This window comes from Citrobacter sp. C1 (assembly GCF_014596895.2).
GTDB classification, from domain to species: domain Bacteria; phylum Pseudomonadota; class Gammaproteobacteria; order Enterobacterales; family Enterobacteriaceae; genus Citrobacter; species Citrobacter gillenii.
In genome coordinates this window covers 658,338-676,103 of the sequence record NZ_CP115035.1, presented here as the reverse complement: position 1 = coordinate 676,103, position 17,766 = coordinate 658,338, and the positions used below count along the sequence as shown (strand labels likewise).

Annotated in this window: 17 protein-coding genes, 1 pseudogene and 1 riboswitch; of the genes and pseudogenes, 9 read left to right on the top strand and 9 right to left on the bottom strand. The window is 53.4% G+C overall.

Features of this window, described 5'->3' with window-relative positions; all coding sequences use genetic code 11:
• Positions 1 to 25 precede the first annotated feature (25 nt).
• A complete protein-coding gene (zupT, locus tag IB214_RS03295; protein ID WP_096755639.1) occupies positions 26 to 799 on the top strand; it encodes a zinc transporter ZupT in 774 nt (257 codons plus the stop codon).
• Positions 800 to 864: 65 nt separating this feature from the next.
• Here the strand turns inward: zupT and IB214_RS03290 are convergent, their stop codons facing one another.
• Positions 865 to 1,041, bottom strand: a complete 177-nt coding sequence (locus tag IB214_RS03290; protein WP_096759330.1) for a hypothetical protein — start codon at positions 1,039 to 1,041, stop codon at positions 865 to 867.
• A gap of 519 nt (positions 1,042 to 1,560) precedes the next feature.
• Complete coding sequence (ribB, locus tag IB214_RS03285) at positions 1,561 to 2,214, bottom strand: 3,4-dihydroxy-2-butanone-4-phosphate synthase (RefSeq protein ID WP_115257467.1); 654 nt, start codon at positions 2,212 to 2,214, stop codon at positions 1,561 to 1,563.
• A gap of 106 nt (positions 2,215 to 2,320) precedes the next feature.
• Positions 2,321 to 2,470: riboswitch (FMN riboswitch) on the bottom strand.
• Positions 2,471 to 2,602: 132 nt separating this feature from the next.
• Here ribB and ubiK point away from each other — a divergent pair.
• Positions 2,603 to 2,899, top strand: coding sequence for a ubiquinone biosynthesis accessory factor UbiK (gene ubiK, locus IB214_RS03280; protein ID WP_135953046.1), 297 nt, complete (start codon positions 2,603 to 2,605; stop codon positions 2,897 to 2,899).
• A gap of 33 nt (positions 2,900 to 2,932) precedes the next feature.
• Here the strand turns inward: ubiK and glgS are convergent, their stop codons facing one another.
• Entirely contained in the window at positions 2,933 to 3,139 is a 207-nt protein-coding gene (gene glgS / locus IB214_RS03275) for a cell surface composition regulator GlgS (protein WP_096755633.1), read from the bottom strand.
• Between the two features lie 178 nt (positions 3,140 to 3,317).
• On the opposite strand from glgS, the pseudogene IB214_RS03270 reads away from it, so the two are divergent.
• Positions 3,318 to 3,434 (top strand): annotated as a pseudogene (locus tag IB214_RS03270) (hypothetical protein); the annotation flags it as partial.
• Between the two features lie 53 nt (positions 3,435 to 3,487).
• Here IB214_RS03270 and hldE read toward each other — a convergent pair.
• The 3 genes from hldE to IB214_RS03255 form a co-directional block, all read right to left on the bottom strand.
• A complete protein-coding gene (hldE, locus tag IB214_RS03265) occupies positions 3,488 to 4,924 on the bottom strand; it encodes a bifunctional D-glycero-beta-D-manno-heptose-7-phosphate kinase/D-glycero-beta-D-manno-heptose 1-phosphate adenylyltransferase HldE (protein WP_115257466.1) in 1,437 nt (478 codons plus the stop codon).
• 59 nt (positions 4,925 to 4,983) lie between these two features.
• Positions 4,984 to 7,824 carry a bifunctional [glutamate--ammonia ligase]-adenylyl-L-tyrosine phosphorylase/[glutamate--ammonia-ligase] adenylyltransferase gene (glnE, locus tag IB214_RS03260; RefSeq protein ID WP_117342683.1) on the bottom strand — a complete coding sequence of 947 codons (2,841 nt, stop codon included), beginning with the start codon at positions 7,822 to 7,824 and terminating at the stop codon, positions 4,984 to 4,986.
• A gap of 113 nt (positions 7,825 to 7,937) precedes the next feature.
• Positions 7,938 to 9,239, bottom strand: coding sequence for an inorganic triphosphatase (locus IB214_RS03255; protein WP_117342684.1), 1,302 nt, complete (start codon positions 9,237 to 9,239; stop codon positions 7,938 to 7,940).
• Positions 9,240 to 9,480: 241 nt separating this feature from the next.
• Here IB214_RS03255 and IB214_RS03250 point away from each other — a divergent pair, with 241 nt between their 5' ends.
• The gene (locus tag IB214_RS03250; protein WP_096755626.1) at positions 9,481 to 10,101 is read left to right on the top strand and encodes a TIGR04211 family SH3 domain-containing protein; all 621 of its coding nucleotides are present in this window, start codon (positions 9,481 to 9,483) and stop codon (positions 10,099 to 10,101) included.
• Positions 10,102 to 10,163: 62 nt separating this feature from the next.
• Positions 10,164 to 11,399 carry a multifunctional CCA addition/repair protein gene (locus IB214_RS03245; protein ID WP_117342685.1) on the top strand — a complete coding sequence of 412 codons (1,236 nt, stop codon included), beginning with the start codon at positions 10,164 to 10,166 and terminating at the stop codon, positions 11,397 to 11,399.
• 98 nt (positions 11,400 to 11,497) lie between these two features.
• Here IB214_RS03245 and bacA read toward each other — a convergent pair whose 3' ends face one another.
• The gene (gene bacA / locus IB214_RS03240; RefSeq protein ID WP_096755624.1) at positions 11,498 to 12,316 is read right to left on the bottom strand and encodes an undecaprenyl-diphosphate phosphatase; all 819 of its coding nucleotides are present in this window, start codon (positions 12,314 to 12,316) and stop codon (positions 11,498 to 11,500) included.
• A gap of 85 nt (positions 12,317 to 12,401) precedes the next feature.
• Positions 12,402 to 12,770, bottom strand: coding sequence for a bifunctional dihydroneopterin aldolase/7,8-dihydroneopterin epimerase (folB, locus tag IB214_RS03235; RefSeq protein ID WP_096755623.1), 369 nt, complete (start codon positions 12,768 to 12,770; stop codon positions 12,402 to 12,404).
• 106 nt (positions 12,771 to 12,876) lie between these two features.
• Between folB and plsY the strand changes: the two genes are divergently transcribed.
• Positions 12,877 to 13,494: a glycerol-3-phosphate 1-O-acyltransferase PlsY gene (gene plsY / locus IB214_RS03230; RefSeq protein ID WP_096759329.1), complete on the top strand. Its 618-nt coding sequence runs from the start codon at positions 12,877 to 12,879 to the stop codon at positions 13,492 to 13,494.
• A gap of 40 nt (positions 13,495 to 13,534) precedes the next feature.
• Here the strand turns inward: plsY and IB214_RS03225 are convergent, their stop codons facing one another.
• Positions 13,535 to 14,467, bottom strand: a complete 933-nt coding sequence (locus IB214_RS03225; RefSeq protein WP_115257462.1) for a LysR family transcriptional regulator — start codon at positions 14,465 to 14,467, stop codon at positions 13,535 to 13,537.
• 210 nt (positions 14,468 to 14,677) lie between these two features.
• Here IB214_RS03225 and ttdA point away from each other — a divergent pair, with 210 nt between their 5' ends.
• The 3 genes from ttdA to IB214_RS03210 are packed head-to-tail and all read left to right on the top strand — an operon-like array spanning position 14,678 to position 17,703.
• Positions 14,678 to 15,589 (top strand): L(+)-tartrate dehydratase subunit alpha, encoded by a 912-nt coding sequence (gene ttdA, locus IB214_RS03220; RefSeq protein ID WP_096755621.1) that lies wholly within the window; start codon positions 14,678 to 14,680, stop codon positions 15,587 to 15,589.
• Positions 15,586 to 16,191, top strand: a complete 606-nt coding sequence (gene ttdB / locus IB214_RS03215) for a L(+)-tartrate dehydratase subunit beta (protein WP_115454410.1) — start codon at positions 15,586 to 15,588, stop codon at positions 16,189 to 16,191. The genes ttdA and ttdB overlap by 4 nt, the downstream gene beginning before the upstream one ends.
• A 48-nt stretch (positions 16,192 to 16,239) precedes the next feature.
• Positions 16,240 to 17,703, top strand: coding sequence for an anion permease (locus IB214_RS03210; protein WP_115257460.1), 1,464 nt, complete (start codon positions 16,240 to 16,242; stop codon positions 17,701 to 17,703).
• The last annotated feature ends 63 nt before the right edge of the window (positions 17,704 to 17,766 follow it).

Genomic DNA, 17,766 nt, shown 5'->3' with positions numbered 1-17,766 from the left:
GATGGATAAGGAGTTGGATTTGTCGATGTCAGTACCTTTACTTCTGACTTTACTGGCGGGTGCCGCCACCTTTATTGGCGCCTTTCTTGGCGTGCTGGGACAAAAGCCCTCAAACCGCGTGCTCGCCTTTTCTCTGGGTTTTGCCGCGGGCATTATGCTGCTTATCTCCCTGATGGAGATGCTACCCGCCGCACTGGCTGCAAAAGGAATGTCACCCGTACTTGGCTACGGGATGTTTATCGTAGGCTTACTGGGCTATTTTGGTCTGGATCGTTTGCTGCCGCACGCCCATCCTCAGGATCTCGTGCAAAAAACAACACAACCTTTACCCGGTTCTATTAAACGCACCGCCATTTTGCTCACGCTTGGCATTAGTCTGCACAATTTCCCGGAAGGGGTCGCGACGTTTGTTACTGCCAGCAGCAACCTCGAGCTGGGTTTTGGTATCGCCCTCGCCGTGGCATTGCATAATATTCCTGAAGGTTTGGCCGTTGCCGGACCCGTGTACGCAGCAACCGGTTCGAAACGTACCGCGATATTTTGGGCTGGGATCTCCGGTATGGCGGAAATACTCGGCGGCGTACTGGCGTGGTTAATTCTGGGGAGTTTAATTTCACCGGTGGTCATGGCGGCAATTATGGCGGCTGTTGCCGGAATTATGGTCGCACTGTCCGTCGATGAACTGATGCCGCTGGCAAAAGAAATCGACCCAAATAATAACCCCAGCTATGGTGTACTCTGCGGAATGTCGGTGATGGGACTCAGCCTTGTCATCCTGCAATCAATGGGCATCGGATAATACAGACGGCGGATGCTGTCCTGCCCTGCAGGCCATCCGCCTCTACAACAGCAAAGCGACAGGGATTATTCATGCTCCCTGACCGTGCCAGCCTCTTCGCTCGTACGGCGAAAGAGTTTGTTACGCGCCTCAAGCAACGCATCTCGGTCTTGTCGAAACGCGCGGCAATAACGCTTCATATGACAATAATAACCAATAGCAACGAGTGCAATTAATACCATCCAATACCAGGCAATAAACATTCTTTTACCCTTAAAATTTAACATCATTAAACATTTAACGTTAAAATTTCACATATCCTTATTTCAACCTACCACTATAGTGGCACATTACAGAAACAAATAGATGATTTCGATCATATAAACCAGCGGATAGAGCCAATTGAAAAACGTGCATTCAAAATAAAACAATACAGAACCTGCAAGCATCTATAAATAACATTAATTATAATAAGTACATTCCAAACTGACTTTATTTAATTAAATCAACACACTAGTGGTTGATAACAAACACACCTAAAACAATAAACACATTTACTTATCACAAAGATTTAGCCATATTCTTATATGGTAAAAATACAAAAATAGCGCATGCGGAATATATTATATGTCGATAAAATATAAAGCAGTATATCCTCGTTAAAGGATACCGTTCGTCTGGGCAAAGCTAAATAGGCGGGCCGTAATAACAAAAAACCGAAGCCAGAAAACTGACTTCGGTTTTTTATTGCCACCGCAACTGGCGTGGTAAAGCGTGTGCTATCAGCTGGCTTTACGTTCGTGCGCCTGACGGTAAGCGACTAAATCTTCGATCGTGACCACAGCCATATTATGCTTGCCTGCAAATTCGATGCACGCTGGCGCGCGCGCCATGGTGCCATCATCATTGGTCAGCTCACACAGTACACCAGCCGGTTTAAAACCTGCCAGCGTCATCAGATCGATGGTAGCTTCAGTATGACCACCGCGGGTCAACACGCCGCCAGCCTGAGCACGCAGCGGGAAAACGTGTCCCGGACGGTTCAGATCGGAAGGTTTAGCGCCGTCTTTAACTGCCGCGCGAACCGTGGTAACACGGTCAGCAGCAGAAACACCGGTAGTTACGCCTTCAGCGGCCTCAATGGTCACGGTAAAGCCCGTGCCGTAAGCGCTGGTGTTATTTTCCACCATCATTGGCAGATCGAGCTGCTTGCGTCGATCTTCAGTGATGCACAGGCAAACAATACCGCTACCGTGACGGATGGTAAGTGCCATCTGTTCAACGGTCATGGTTTCTGCCGGGAAAACCATATCGCCTTCGTTTTCACGATCTTCGTCGTCAAGCACCATCACACCGCGTCCTTCACGCAGCGCAGACAGCGCAAGTTCAACACGTTCGAAAGGCGTACCAAAAGAGGAAAGTAGCGTCTGATTCATGGTAAAAAAACCTCACTAAAATTATGGTTACCAGAATCAGGGCAGTCTTAGGAGTACCGTCTAAGCGGCAAAAAAATAACGTGAGCGGGTCCATGCCCGACTGGATCGTTACTCTCTCCCATCCGGACTCTAACCGTCGGCCCCGGAATTACACCGGATCTGCTGACCTTTTCGCATTAACGAAAAGCGCTCGCGGGCTTTCAACATCAGTTGATTTACCGCCGGTGGGGAATTTCGCCCCGCCCTGAGAATAAGCGAGTTAACTATAACGCTATTGATTACCTTCATCAACGCCTTTGCTTGACTTCACTTCACACAATTCTGGTTTATGCCGCTGCCAGTTCGCACTACAATAGGCAGCAACACGTACCAGTTCAGGGAAACCACCATGATTGACCCGAAAAAAATTGAGCAGATTGCTCGTCAGGTCCACGAGTCGATGCCGAAAGGGATCCGCGAGTTTGGGGAAGACGTCGAGAAAAAGATTCGCCAAACGCTGCAGTCACAGCTGACGCGCCTGGATCTGGTAAGCCGCGAAGAGTTTGATGTACAAACCCAGGTTTTGCTGCGCACCCGCGAAAAGCTCGCGCTGCTTGAGCAACGCCTGACCGAGCTGGAAGCGCGCGAGAAACCGGCTGAAGTGAAGCCTGCGCCTGCTATCCCGCCCGTCGATCCGCAAGCGTAAAAACGACAACGGGCCGCAAGGCCCGTTTATCTGTTAGTGTTCCAGTTCTAATTTTTTCGCCTCAGTTGCCTGCTGGCAATACAGCGCGTAGCGTTTGCAAAACCAACTGCGGTGCTCCTCATCCATGTTGCCGGTTACGGCCTGGATATCAACAGGGTGCCCCTCAGCCTGCATCCTGGCAAAACTCCGGGCCAGGAAATCGAAATTGTTCAGTGAATACATATTGCTGTTCATGAGCATACCCTCCAGTTATTGAATATCTGTTAAGGCCATATGCTTTTTCTGATTTCAGTATTTCCCTATACAGAAAGTTGTTCTGTACATAATGTGCGCAAATTGAGAGCTATGCTTCACACTTTCCTACGAAATCTGAGAGGGGGAGATGTCTTTTTTCGGATGTAAGGAACCTGCAGAACTTCAGGCTCCGCTGATTGATTCGCTGTTAAATGAGATTGGTTTGTCCGGCGGTTCGCTTCACGCCCTGGCTGAGCCGCTGAAAAACAGTCCACAGCCTGTGGAGAAAACTGAAGCATAAGAGACAGAAATGCCGGGTAAGGTGTTTATACCGCTATCCGGCAATCGACCAGACTATGACTTATCGCTGTCTTTCTGGATCTTTTTGATGATATTGGTCGTTGAGCAGCCGTCTTCGAAGTTCAGCACCAGCACTTCACCGCCGTTCGCCCATACCTCTTCGCTACCCGCAATTTGTTCCGGCTTGTAGTCACCACCTTTTACCAGCAGATCCGGCAGAACACCTGCGATCAGTCGCTGTGGGGTATCTTCTTCAAAAGAGACCACCCAGTCGACGGATTCCAGCGCACCCAGTACGATCATACGCTGCTCGAGAGGGTTGACCGGGCGCGTTTCACCTTTCAGACGTTTGGTGGATGCGTCGCTGTTTACCGCCACGATCAGACGATCGCCCAGCTTGCGCGCATTCGCCAGATAAGAGACGTGGCCCGCGTGCAGGATGTCGAAAACACCATTGGTCATGACCACCTTCTCACCGCGCTTGCGCGCACTGGCCACGGCTTGTTTCAGCTCGGCTTCTGTCATCACACCAAAACCGGTATCCGCACGACCGCGCACGGCGTTTTCCAGTTCGATAGGCGAAACGGTGGACGTCCCCAGCTTACCCACTACCACGCCCGCCGCAGCGTTAGCAAAATAACACGCTTCTTCCAGTGAGTTACCCGCCGCCAGCGTTGCCGCCAGCACGCCAATAACCGTATCGCCGGCACCGGTCACGTCATACACTTCCTGCGCCTGGGTCGGCATATGCAGCGGTGCTTTGCCCGGCTGCAGCAGCGTCATGCCCTGCTCGGAACGGGTGATCAACAGCGCGGAAAGATCGAAATCCGCAATCACCTTCATGCCGCGTTCAACCAGTTCTTCTTCGCTTTTGCACTTACCGGCAACCGCTTCAAACTCGGAAAGATTTGGTGTCAGCAGCGTCGCACCGCGATAGCGTTCAAAATCAGTGCCTTTCGGATCGATAAGCACCGGTACGCCAGCCTTTCGTGCCAGCGCAATCATCTGCTGCACGCTGGCCAGCGCGCCTTTGGCGTAGTCAGACAGTACCAGAGCACCGATAGAACCCAGCGCCTGGTTAATACGATCGTGCAGCGGCTGTGGATCTACGCCTTCGAAACCTTCCTCGAAGTCCAGACGGATCAGCTGCTGGTTGCGGGAGAGTACGCGCAGTTTGGTGATCGTCGGGTGCGTCGGCACCGAAACGAAGTCACATTTCACATTCACGTCCGCCAGCGTTTTACTCAGCGCACGTGCCGCATCATCAATACCAGTCAACCCTACCAGACGGGAATTTGCGCCCAGAGAGGCAATGTTCATCGCCACGTTTGCCGCGCCGCCGGGACGTTCTTCAATGGTATCCACTTTGACTACCGGAACTGGGGCTTCTGGTGAAATACGGCTAGTAGGCCCGTACCAGTAGCGATCCAGCATCACATCACCGACAACCATGACTCCTGCACGTTCAAACTCTGGCAGCGTTACTTTCATTCCTGTCTCCTGAGAGATTCTCTGAGGGTCTTAAAATTTGCGCGCGATCATAGCACACTTCACTCGGCAACCAGCCACTTCTGCCAGCTGTCACGCACCAGCGCGCGCTCAGCGCTGAAGCACTCCGGCGCCACATGGCCCGGAAGTTCCTGCAAAGCAAGATGATGAAGTTCATCACGCAGCGTAGTATAGGCGCGGGTCAGCGCCAGGGCTTCTTGCTCTTCCATAATGTCGTTTTGTGCCAGTAATTCCAGAATGCGCACGTTATCTGACCAGCGCGTCAGTTTCGGTTTTTCATGGGCATAACGCAGCACCAGATATTGAGTAATAAACTCAATGTCGGTGATCCCGCCTTCATCTGCTTTGATATCAAAGCGATCGCGATGCTTATTACCCAAATGAGCACGCATTTTCTCGCGCATTTCACGCACGTCGGTCTGCAACGTTTTTCCGTCACGAGCGAGCGTTATGATATCGCGACGCACCGCGTCAAACTGAGAGGTCAGCTGCGGGTCGCCATACACCACCCGAGCACGCACCAGCGCCTGATGCTCCCATGTCCAGGCTTCGTTGCGCTGGTAATCGGCGAAAGCCTCGGTTGATGTCACCAGCATGCCTGCGGCACCGGATGGGCGCAGCCGCGCATCCACCTCATATAAAATGCCGGAAGACGTGCGGGTACTGAAAAGGTGCATGATGCGCTGTGACAGACGCAGATAGAACTGCCGCCCGTCAATTTCACGCTCGCCGTCAGTCATCACGTCCATCGGACAATCGTGCAGGAAGATCAAATCAAGATCGGAGCTGTAGCCCAGCTCCCAACCGCCCAGCTTGCCGTAACCGACAACGGCGAAACCGCGGCCCTCGCGATCGCCAAGGTGCGTTGGTTGCCCGTAGCGGGCGACCATTTGCGTCCACGCCTGCTGAACCACGGCATCGATAATCGCTTCGGCCAGCCATGTTAAGTGGTCGCTCACCTTCATCACTGGCAGCGTCCCGGCGATATCGGCCGCCGCAATACGCAGCAATTGAGTTTGCTTGAACTGACGCAACGCTTCCAGTTGCTGTTCTTCGTCATCCTCCGGCACACGCAGCAGATACTGACGTAGCTCATCACGGTAGGCATCGGTTGCGGTGGGCTGATACAGGGTGTTCGGATCCAGCAACTCGTCCAGCAGCAGCGGATAGCGCGCCAACTGGCTGGCGACCATCGGCGAGGCGGCGCACAGCGAAATCAGGTGCTTCAGCGCGCCTGGGAATTCACTCAACAGCTCCAGATAGGTCGTACGGGTGACAATGCCCACCAGCAGCGGAGTAATACGCGACAGCGGCACCGAGGCATCAGCGCGGGAGCAAACATCGCTCAGCAAGTGCGGCATCAAATGATCCAGCACCTGGCGTCCACGTGGGCCGATGGTGCGCTTATCCAGCTCTTTACGAAAATCGGCGATCAGAGTCAGCACGCGGCGCTGATCGTCTTCCGCAAGATGCGCCAGCACTGGCGTGGTGTCATCTTCCTGCAAAGCATCCTGCCACAGTTCGCGCCACTGTTCCGACAAAGACTCTTCCTGGGTTTCGGTTTCATCATCACCGATTAACTCATTGAACACCCGACGCACGTTGCCCATGTGAACGTTCAGGACAGCCGTCAACTGCGACCAGTCATCCGCCCCCATGGCCCATGCCAGACGTGCGCGATTTAGCTCATCGCCCGGCAGCGTCTGGGTCTGTTCATCGTTGATACTCTGCAGCAGGTTTTCCAGACGACGTAAAAAGAGATAGGCACTTCGTAAATGCTCCGCATCGGTATCAGACAGTAGATGCAGCGCGTTGATGGCGCTGAGCGTAGGTAACAGTGCGCGGGATTGTAGCGATGGCTCACGCCCGCCGCGAATCAGTTGGAAGACCTGAACGATAAATTCGATTTCACGAATACCGCCCGCCCCCAGCTTGATATTGTCTTTCAGACCACGGCGGCGGACTTCACGGGCAATCATCCCTTTCATGTTACGCAGCGACTGGATCACGCTGAAATCGATATAACGACGAAAAACAAAAGGCCGCAGCATGGCGCGCAGTTCAGCGACGTAAGTACCGTCAGCATCCCCCATAATACGCGCCTTAACCATCGCGTAGCGTTCCCAGTCACGCCCTTGCTCCTGGTAATAATCCTCCAGCGCCGAGAAGCTCAGCACCAGCGGACCGCTGTCACCAAACGGGCGTAAACGCATATCCACCCGATAGACAAATCCATCCATAGTCGGCTGATCCAACACTTTAATCAGCCGTTGGCCCATACGCGTAAAGAACTGCGCGTTATCCAGCTCACGCCGTCCGCCCTGCGTCGATCCGTGTTCTGGCCAGGCAAAAATCAGGTCGATGTCGGAGGAAAAGTTAAGCTCGCCGCCGCCCAGTTTTCCCATCCCTAAAATCAGCAGCGGCTGCGGGACACCGTCAGGATTGCACGGCGTTCCCCACTCACGACAGCAGGCGTCATATAGCCAGTCTCGTGCAGCGATAATCAGCGTTTCAGCCAGATGGCTTAGCTGCTGCAAAATGCTCTCTTCCGTCACCAGCGACAGCGTCTGCGCCCAGGCAATTCGCACCATGATGCGACGGCGAAACAGGCGCAGCTCACGCATCAGCGCCGCTTCATCACCGACGTCAGCTAATGCTTGCTGCAACCAGACGCCATAGTGCTGCCATTCATCCGCCAGCGGCGGTTCGCTTTCCAGCTCTGCCAGCCACTCGGGATGGGCGATCACGCTGTCGCGAACAAAATCACTGAATGTGAGCACTGACTTCGCCTGCAGGCTAAGCGACGCTTCAGGTATTGCTGCTGGCAGCCGATCAACAACGGTCGGCCAGTACTGTTGTAACGGTGAAGAGAGCTGCTGCATTTACGGGTTATCCTTTAAATGATGCCGGATAGTGGCGTTTCGCCTTATCCGGCCTACAAGACATTTAAGCCCATCGCGTAGGCCTGATAAAGGCATCCTGATCTCGGTCCTGATTATCGTTTACCGCTGTGCAGCCAGAACGGCTCCTCAGAGATCGCTTCATTACGATAATGTTCAATTTCAATATGTTGGCGCGTCATGATGGCATGACGTAAACCCTGCCAGGTCGCAATCCATTCCGATGCCACCTTCTCATCGTAATAGCCTGCCAGCATCAGAATACTGTCAATGTTTCGCGTCAGGCGCGGGATTTGGTCGGCATATTGATCGCCCAATGGCTGACCAAACACCGTTTTCAGTTCAGCCGCATGACGTGAAAGATGGGTATCAGAGAAACGCTTGAAGGAGTCGGCGATTTTGGCCTGCGCTTTCGCATCGAGGAACGGTTGCCACCCTTTAGTCACCAACCACTCGGTGAGTGCCAGTTTTGCCATTGCCGTTTGCGGGTTGTAAACCGCAGATACCGCAGAAGTTTCAGCGGCAATAATCGCTTCCGACTGGGTCAGCAAATCACGTAAGTGAGCGCTCGCTTTACGTGGAACATTCCCGCCAAACAGCATCAGGATGTGGCGTACCAGCCCCATCGCCGCCAACACTTCCGATTTGGCGCCTTTTACGCCGCGAACCCATAACTCCTCATGGTACTGCCATTGCGACAATGCTAGTTCCAGCGCGGCTTCAAGCCCCTGCTCAATGCTGGCCTTGGCCGGGACTTTCAGAATACGCGTCGGCTTCAGCTCGCGTGGGGCATTCCCCTGCGCCAGATGATAACCCCGTGCCGCCTTACTCAGGCTACCCAGGCGTAAACCCTCCTCGGCAACCAGCTGATTTGCCAACTTCAACACTGCGCGGGTATCGCCGCTGACCAGTTCCAGTTCAAGCTCACAGAGCGGTTCAGCGAACTCTCCGGCCTTCACTTCACCCAGATCGAGGGCGAGTTCAATCTGGCTACCGTCAACCTCAAGCAGCCATTTCTCACGGTTAAAATCAGTGCTGAACAGCGGTTGTAGCTGAGAGGCGAGATCGGCTGGCAGTTCGCCATTTGGCCAGACTTCGGCTGGAAGCAGCGCAAGATCCAGTTCTGGCTCGCTCAACGCAGCATTATACTCTGGTCGCTGATGCAACCCCCCCGTCACCCGTCCGGCAATTTTCAGGGTCATTTCATAACGACCGTTCTCACCGCGAATACGCAGCCCCATATCATGGCTACGTAACCACCCATCCGGCGTTTCATAGTAGATATTCAGCAACTGGCTGGGCGCATGATGCTCTCCCCCCAGCGTATTCAGACGTTCGCGCAATGCATCAACAGCATCATTATTGACGATAAATTTTAATTCGATTTCCTGGGTCATGATCTTGTACTTATGGGTTATGTCACAGTTGAGAAAACAGACTGCGAACTAAGTGCGTTCTTGATTGTCAGTAGATAGTATTTTGCGCCAAATTGCCATGCAACGAGCAATTTGACGGGCGTAAAAGTTTCGAGTGGTGGCAAAAAGGACACAGATGATTCCGATTGATGTTGAATGCTTTGCGTAGAGACACTGATGCCACTACTATCGTTCCACTTTCTATGACAATAACGACAGCCTGATGCCAAAATTACGCCTGATTGGATTAACTTTACTCGCACTTAGCGCCACTGCCGTCACCCATGCAGAAGAAAAGCGCTATGTCTCTGATGAACTGAACACCTGGGTCCGCAGCGGTCCGGGAGATAATTATCGCCTCGTGGGTACGGTTAACGCCGGCGAGGAAGTCATTCTGTTACAGACCGATGCCAGCACCAACTACGCCCAGGTAAAAGACAGTACCGGACGTACGGCCTGGATCCCGCTGAAAGAGCTGAACAGCACGCCAAGCCTGCGTACCCGCGTTCCGGACCTGGAAAACCAGGTAAAAACACTGACCGATAAGCTCAATAATATTGATACCACCTGGAACCAGCGTACCGCCGATATGCAGCAAAAAGTGGCGCAAAGCGACAGTGTGATCAATGGGTTGAAAGAAGAAAACCAGAAGCTAAAAAACGAGCTGATTGTGGCACAGAAAAAGGTCAGTGCCGCGAATTTGCAGCTTGATGACAAGCAGCGCACCATCATCATGCAGTGGTTTATGTATGGCGGCGGCGTACTGGGACTGGGTCTGTTGCTCGGTCTGGTTCTGCCACACATGATCCCAACCCGTAAACGCAAAGATCGCTGGATGAACTGAATCGCCTTCTCCGCCACACTGACATATGATTAAGGGATAATTTTTTTCAAAAGGAAAGTGGCGTGAAGATTTATCTGGTCGGTGGAGCTGTTCGGGATGCGTTATTAGGGCTACCGGTTAAAGATAAAGATTGGGTTGTCGTCGGCGCCACGCCGCAAGAGATGCTCGACGCGGGCTACCAGCAGGTAGGCCGCGATTTTCCTGTTTTTCTCCATCCGCAAACACGCGAAGAATATGCGCTGGCGCGAACCGAACGAAAATCAGGTTCAGGCTACACCGGATTTACCTGCTATGCCGCAGCAGACGTAACGCTGGAAGCCGATCTCCAGCGCCGCGACCTGACGATCAACGCGCTGGCCCGCGATGATGACGGCGAGATTATCGACCCGTATCACGGACGTCGCGATCTGGAAAATCGTCTACTGCGCCATGTTTCCCCTGCTTTTAGCGAAGATCCGCTGCGCGTACTGCGCGTGGCGCGCTTTGCCGCGCGTTATGCACACCTCAGCTTCCGTATCGCCGATGAAACCCTGGCCTTAATGCGCGAGATGACCGCTGCCGGAGAACTGGCACATTTGACGCCGGAACGAGTCTGGAAAGAAACGGAAAATGCGTTAACTACCCGTAATCCACAGGTCTTTTTCCAGGTCCTGCGCGACTGCGGCGCACTGCGCGTTCTGTTCCCGGAAATAGACGCTCTGTATGGCGTCCCGGCGCCGGCTCAATGGCATCCGGAAATCGACACCGGTATTCACACGCTGATGACGCTGTCGATGGCGGCCATGTTAAGCCCAAACGTAGATATACGTTTTGCCACGCTGTGCCACGATCTTGGCAAGGCTCTGACGCCAAAAGCGCTATGGCCACGTCATCATGGTCACGGCCCGGCGGGTGTCAAACTGGTAGAGCAGTTATGTCAGCGTCTGCGGGTGCCCAATGACATCCGCGATTTAGCCAAACTGGTGGCGGAATTCCACGATCTCATTCATACGTTCCCGATCCTGCAGCCGAAAACTATCGTGAAGTTGTTTGATTCCATCGATGCCTGGCGTAAACCGCAGCGTGTGGAACAAATTGCCCTGACCAGTGAGGCCGACGTCCGGGGTCGCACCGGTTTTGAAGCAGCAGATTACCCGCAAGGTAGGCTGCTGCGGGAGGCCTGGCAAGTCGCACAGACTGTGCCGACGAAAGAGGTCGTTGAGGCAGGATTCAAAGGGCCGGACATTCGCGAGGAGCTGACACGACGTCGCGTTGCGGCGGTGGCCAGTTGGAAGGAACAGCGTTGCCCAAAAACGTAGGCAGTATGTTGCCGGATGCGCTGCGCTTATCCGGCCTACGGGGTCAACATCTCGTTCCGTAGGCCCGGTAAGCATAAGCGCCACCGGGCACACAAAAGTTAGAAGAACACCACGTAAACAGCGGCGGCGACTACAAAACGATAAATCGCAAATGGAATAAACGAGATACGTTTAATCAGCTGCAGGAAGGTTTTGATCGCCACCAGCGCCACGACAAATGCCGTCACGAAGCCCACAGCAAACATTGGAATGTCTGACGCGCTCAGGAACGACCAGCTTTTGTAGAGATCTAACGCCGTGGCACCCATCATCATTGGTACCGCCAGCAGGAATGAGAATTCCGATGCGGCATAGCGGCTCACGCCCATCAGCATACCGCCTGAAATGGTCGCTCCGGAGCGGGAAAATCCCGGCCACAGCGCCAGGCACTGGAAGCAGCCAATCATAAACGCCTGGCGATAAGTCATATCATCCAGACCCGGCGCGCGCGGCTCTTTCGGCTTCAGGCATTCTGCGGCTATCAGCAGCACGCCCCCTACCACCAGCGCATACATCACGTTGATCGGGTTAAACAATGATTTGATGGTATCGTGGAAAATCAGTCCCAGTACCACGGCCGGGATCATCCCTAACAGGATATGCCCCAGCGTTAGTCGTCCCTTGCCGGTTCCTTCGTGCGGGGCTTTACCAAAGTGAATGCCAATCAGGCCAAACAAGCGGCGCCAGAACATCACCACAACAGCCAAAATGGAACCCAGTTGAATAACCACTTCAAATGTCTTTGCGGTAGCGCCTTCAAACCCCAGCAGATGGCCAACAATAATCATATGGCCGGTGCTGGATACAGGCAAAAACTCCGTCAATCCCTCGACCACACCCAAAATTGCCGCCACCAGCAGCGAGTGCATATCACTCATCAATTAACCCCTAGATAGAAAACCACGGCAAAAAAGAGCCAACGTTAGGACTCTTTTATACCTGTTAGGTTTAGATATTATTAATTTAATTACTTTCTTTCAGATTATTGCCACGCTCAATGATAACGCCGACGTTTGCCGCTCTCGCCACCGCCCCCGGCTTGCTGAGCTTGATGCGTACCCATGGGGAATTAAAACGGCTAAGCAGGAGGTCTGCCACCTCTTCAGCCACGCGTTCAACCAGCGCAAAACGTCCGCCTTCCACATGGCTGACCACCGTTTGAGCGATATCAGCATAGCTCAGGCAATCGGCAACATCGTCGCTTTTCGCTGATTTGCGGTTATCCCATGCCATTTCGATATCGAACACCAGTTTTTGTTCGATAGTCTGTTCCCAGTCATAAACACCAATAGTGGTGATTACCGAAAGTTGCTCTATAAATACAATATCCATCACGACCTGCCTGCTTTTTGGCTAACCCGGATACCACTTCCGGTGAAATATGCGTATTATCCACGGAAGTAGTGTTTTACACGACATTTTCAAAACGGAACAGCTTATGAGTGCAATCGCGCCTGGAATGATTATCTTCGCGTACCTCTGCGGCTCAATTTCCAGTGCTATTCTGGTATGCCGCCTCGCTGGATTGCCGGACCCACGTGATAGCGGTTCTGGAAATCCGGGCGCGACAAACGTATTGCGAATTGGTGGCAAAGGAGCCGCCGTCGCCGTGCTGATTTTTGACGTCCTGAAGGGTATGTTACCCGTGTGGGGTGCATACGCGCTAGGCGTTAGTCCTTTCTGGTTGGGCTTGATTGCTATCGCCGCCTGCCTGGGACACATCTGGCCGGTGTTCTTCGGTTTTAAAGGTGGGAAAGGCGTCGCCACCGCCTTTGGCGCCATTGCGCCGATTGGCTGGGATTTAACTGGCGTCATGGCGGGCACCTGGTTGCTGACCATCTTGCTGAGCGGTTATTCCTCATTAGGGGCCATCGTCAGCGCCCTGATAGCCCCATTCTATGTCTGGTGGTTCAAACCCCAGTTCACCTTCCCGGTATCCATGCTGTCGTGCTTAATTCTGCTGCGCCATCATGACAACATCCAACGTCTGTGGCGTCGACAGGAGCCGAAGATCTGGACCAAGCTGAAGAAAAAGCGCGAAAAAGATCCCGAGTGACGGTGCTGCCGGATGATGATGCGACGGTGTCTTATCCGGCTTACAGGATCTGATACCCGTCAACCGGCTTACCCAACCGCTGCTGGCACCACGTTGCCAGAAACTCTACGCACACCCGTAGCTTTACGCTGCGATACAATGGCTCCTGATACACCGCCCAGATATTGGCGCTCTGCGCATATTCTGGCAACACGCGAACCAGTTCACCGCTGAGCAGAAACGGCTGTACGTCCCACTCAGAACGCAGCATGATCCCTTTTCCTTGTAACGCCCACTGCAACACAATCTCGCCGCTGTTAGAAGAAAGATGCCCCGCCACCTTAACCGATTTTTTCTCATGCCCATTATCAAGTTCCCAAACCCCGTGCGTCATATCGCGCTCTTTGGTAACCAGGCAATCATGGCGACTTAATTCCTGTAACGTCTTTGGATCCCCGTATTCTCGTAAATATGTCGGTGCAGCACACAATATTCTTTTATTTTTCGTTAACAAATGCGCAATATAATAATCGGGAATTTCATCATTAATACGAATATCCAGATCGATATTATCCTGCGCTAAATCAATTTGCCGATCGTACAGTTCAAAATGCACCTGTAATTCAGGATAGCTATGCATCAATTCGGTAATCGCTGGAGCGATATAACTGCGCCCAAACCCAAAGCTACAACCAATACGGATCATCCCTTCCGGACGCGTTTTGATTTGCGTGACGTCATCCACCAGATGCTGATAGCGGGCGAGGATCTCCTGCGCATGTTCATAGCACCGCTGACCGCTTTCCGTTAACGCCACGCCGCGTGCGGAGCGGTTAAGCAGCGTGGCCCCTAGCGTAGCCTCCAGAATCTGAATGCGTTTTGTCACAAACGCTGGCGTCTGCCCAAGGGTCGCTGCCGCCGCGCTAAAGCTGCCGCTATGCACAATTTCAACCAGCACCTGCAGGTCTTTCGCCAGGGGATAGGTGTTCAGCATGTTCAGGATATCCGTGAGGGTGTGAATCGCAGTGTAATTCCCCTGGACATAATAAACCCTGCCTTTGCGCAATTTTTATTATCTTAAGCGGGCATCATTCACGAACTGTTAATTGGTTATTCACAGCGCTAAAAAATATAAAACCACATTTTTAGTGGTAGTTTGTCCGGGAGAATTTATTTCCAGATAAATAAAAGAACTGGAGTTGACATGATGAGCCATCAAAATAACCAACATGCGATAAATACGCTGACTAACATTGTCGCTGATTTTACCGCCATGATTTCTACCCGTATGCCCGACGATGTCGTAGATAAATTAAAACAGCTACGCGAAGGCGAAACCTCGCCGATGGGTAAAATTATCTACCACACCATGTTTGACAACATGCAGAAGGCGATCGACCTGAATCGCCCGGCGTGTCAGGACACCGGTGAAATCATGTTCTTTGTGAAGGTCGGTTCCCGTTTTCCACTGCTGGGCGAACTGCAAAGCATCCTTAAGCAGGCCGTTGAAGACGCCACCGTGAAAGCGCCGCTACGCCACAATGCGGTAGAGATTTTTGACGAGGTAAACACCGGCAAAAATACCGGTACCGGCGTGCCATGGGTCACCTGGGACATCATCCCCGACGCTGACGACGCAGAAATTGAAGTCTATATGGCGGGCGGCGGCTGTACGCTGCCGGGGCGTTCCAAAGTGTTAATGCCTTCCGAAGGCTACGAAGGTGTCGTGAAGTTTGTTTTTGAGAATATCTCCACGCTAGCAGTAAACGCCTGCCCACCGGTGCTGGTCGGCGTAGGTATTGCGACCTCCGTTGAAACCGCCGCCGTGCTGTCACGCAAAGCCGTACTGCGCCCGATTGGCTCACGCCATCCCAATCCCAAAGCTGCCGAGCTGGAACTGCGTCTCGAGGAAGGACTTAACCGTCTGGGTATTGGCCCACAGGGGCTAACGGGTAACAGCTCCGTGATGGGCGTACATATCGAATCGGCCGCACGCCACCCGTCGACTATCGGCGTGGCCGTTTCTACCGGCTGCTGGGCGCACCGTCGCGGCACGCTGCGGGTTCATGCCGATCTCTCCTTCGAAAATTTGTCTCACACCCGGAGCGCGTTATGAAAAAGATCCTGACAACCCCGATCAAAGCCGAAGATCTGGCAGACATTCGCGTCGGCGATGTCATTTACCTGACCGGTACGCTGGTGACCTGTCGCGACGTGTGTCACCGCCGTTTGATCGAACTCAAGCGCCCGATCCCGTACGATCTAAACGGTAAAGCCATTTTTCACGCGGGCCCGATCGTGCGTAAGAACGGGGAAAAATGGGAGATGGTCTCCGTCGGCCCAACCACCAGCATGCGTATGGAAGCCTTTGAGAAAGAGTTCATCGAGCAAACCGGCGTCAAACTGGTGGTCGGCAAAGGCGGCATGGGACCGTTGACCGAAGAAGGGTGTAAGCAATTCAAAGCACTGCACGTGATCTTCCCGGCTGGCTGCGCGGTTGTTGCCGCCACGCAGGTTGAAGAAATTGAAGAAGTGCACTGGACGGAATTGGGCATGCCGGAATCCCTGTGGGTGTGCCGGGTTAAAGAGTTCGGCCCGCTGATTGTTTCCATCGATACCCATGGCAACAACCTGATCGCCGAAAACAAAAAGCTGTTCGCTGAACGTCGCGACCCGATCGTCGAAGAAATCTGCGAGCACGTGCACTACATCAAATAACCCTCCCGGAGAGGCGCATACCTCTCCCCCTTTCGCAGGGATACAACAATGGCACCTTTAGCTGGTTGGTGGCGATACCTGGCTCCGCTGGTGGTCATCGCCATTATTGCTGTTTTGCCCGTTCCTGGCGGTCTTGAAAGCCACACCTGGCTCTATTTTGCCGTCTTTACCGGGGTCATCGTCGGACTTATCCTGGAACCTGTTCCCGGTGCGGTAGTGGCGATGATTGGTATTTCTATCATTGCCGTGCTGTCGCCGTGGCTGTTGTTCAGCCCTGAGCAACTCGCCCAGGACGGATTTAAATTTACCGCCAAATCGTTATCATGGGCTGTGTCGGGGTTTTCTAACTCGGTTATCTGGCTGATTTTCGCCGCCTTTATGTTCGGTACCGGTTACGAGAAAACGGGTCTGGGTCGGCGTATCGCGCTGATGCTGGTAAAGAAGATGGGGCATCGCACGCTGTTTCTCGGCTATGCGGTGATGTTCTCCGAACTGATCCTTGCCCCCGTGACACCGTCTAATTCCGCACGCGGCGCAGGCATTATCTACCCAATCATTCGTAACCTGCCGCCGCTGTACCACTCTCAACCCAACGATCCCAGCGCCCGCTCCATTGGCTCTTACATTATGTGGATGGGGATCGTCGCCGACTGCGTCACCAGCGCTATTTTTTTAACGGCGATGGCACCAAATCTGCTGCTAATTGGCCTGATGAAAGGCGCTTCCCATACAGCGTTAAGCTGGGGTGACTGGTTCTTAGGCATGCTGCCGCTGAGCATTTTACTGGTGTTGATCGTGCCCTGGCTGGCCTACGTGCTGTACCCACCGGTGCAGAAATCTGGCGATCAGGTCCCGCGCTGGGCGGAAACCGAGCTGAAGGCGATGGGGCCACTGTGCGCGCGTGAGAAAAAGATGCTGGTATTGATGGTGGGAGCGCTGGTGCTGTGGATCTTTGGCGGTGACTATATTGATGCCGCAATGGTCGGCTACAGCGTGGTGGCGTTGATGCTGGTACTGCGCATCATTTGCTGGGATGACATTGTCAGTAATAAAGCGGCATGGAACGTCTTTTTCTGGCTGGCTTCGCTGATTACCCTTGCCACCGGGCTGAACAATACTGGCTTTATCTCCTGGTTCGGCAAACTGCTGGCAAACGGACTCAGCGGCTACTCGCCGATAATGGTAATGGTGGCGTTGATCGTGGTGTTCTACCTGTTGCGTTATTTCTTTGCCAGCGCCACGGCCTATACCTCTGCCCTCGCGCCAATGATGATTGCAGCCGCGTTGGCGATGCCGGACATCCCGCTGCCGGTATTCTGCCTGATGGTCGGTGCCGCCATTGGTCTGGGCAGCATTTTGACCCCGTACGCTACCGGACCAAGCCCGATCTACTACGGCAGCGGCTACTTGCCGACGGCCGATTACTGGCGACTGGGCGCCATCTTCGGCCTGATATTCCTCGTCCTGCTGGTGATAACCGGCCTGCTGTGGATGCCTCTGGTTTTACTGTAAATCCCGCCGGGGCGGCGTAGCGTCGCCCCTTTTCCCTACGCATCTCTCCAGTCCGCTTTCCCG

Coding starts and splice junctions, on each gene's coding strand:
- zupT (WP_096755639.1), top strand. CDS start 26: ATGTCAGTACCTTTACTTCTGACTTTACTGGCGGGTGCCGCCACCTTT.
- IB214_RS03290 (WP_096759330.1), bottom strand. CDS start 1,041: ATGTTTATTGCCTGGTATTGGATGGTATTAATTGCACTCGTTGCTATT.
- ribB (WP_115257467.1), bottom strand. CDS start 2,214: ATGAATCAGACGCTACTTTCCTCTTTTGGTACGCCTTTCGAACGTGTT.
- ubiK (WP_135953046.1), top strand. CDS start 2,603: ATGATTGACCCGAAAAAAATTGAGCAGATTGCTCGTCAGGTCCACGAG.
- glgS (WP_096755633.1), bottom strand. CDS start 3,139: ATGCTCATGAACAGCAATATGTATTCACTGAACAATTTCGATTTCCTG.
- hldE (WP_115257466.1), bottom strand. CDS start 4,924: ATGAAAGTAACGCTGCCAGAGTTTGAACGTGCAGGAGTCATGGTTGTC.
- glnE (WP_117342683.1), bottom strand. CDS start 7,824: ATGCAGCAGCTCTCTTCACCGTTACAACAGTACTGGCCGACCGTTGTT.
- IB214_RS03255 (WP_117342684.1), bottom strand. CDS start 9,239: ATGACCCAGGAAATCGAATTAAAATTTATCGTCAATAATGATGCTGTT.
- IB214_RS03250 (WP_096755626.1), top strand. CDS start 9,481: ATGCCAAAATTACGCCTGATTGGATTAACTTTACTCGCACTTAGCGCC.
- bacA (WP_096755624.1), bottom strand. CDS start 12,316: ATGAGTGATATGCACTCGCTGCTGGTGGCGGCAATTTTGGGTGTGGTC.
- folB (WP_096755623.1), bottom strand. CDS start 12,770: ATGGATATTGTATTTATAGAGCAACTTTCGGTAATCACCACTATTGGT.
- plsY (WP_096759329.1), top strand. CDS start 12,877: ATGAGTGCAATCGCGCCTGGAATGATTATCTTCGCGTACCTCTGCGGC.
- IB214_RS03225 (WP_115257462.1), bottom strand. CDS start 14,467: ATGCTGAACACCTATCCCCTGGCGAAAGACCTGCAGGTGCTGGTTGAA.
- ttdA (WP_096755621.1), top strand. CDS start 14,678: ATGATGAGCCATCAAAATAACCAACATGCGATAAATACGCTGACTAAC.
- ttdB (WP_115454410.1), top strand. CDS start 15,586: ATGAAAAAGATCCTGACAACCCCGATCAAAGCCGAAGATCTGGCAGAC.
- IB214_RS03210 (WP_115257460.1), top strand. CDS start 16,240: ATGGCACCTTTAGCTGGTTGGTGGCGATACCTGGCTCCGCTGGTGGTC.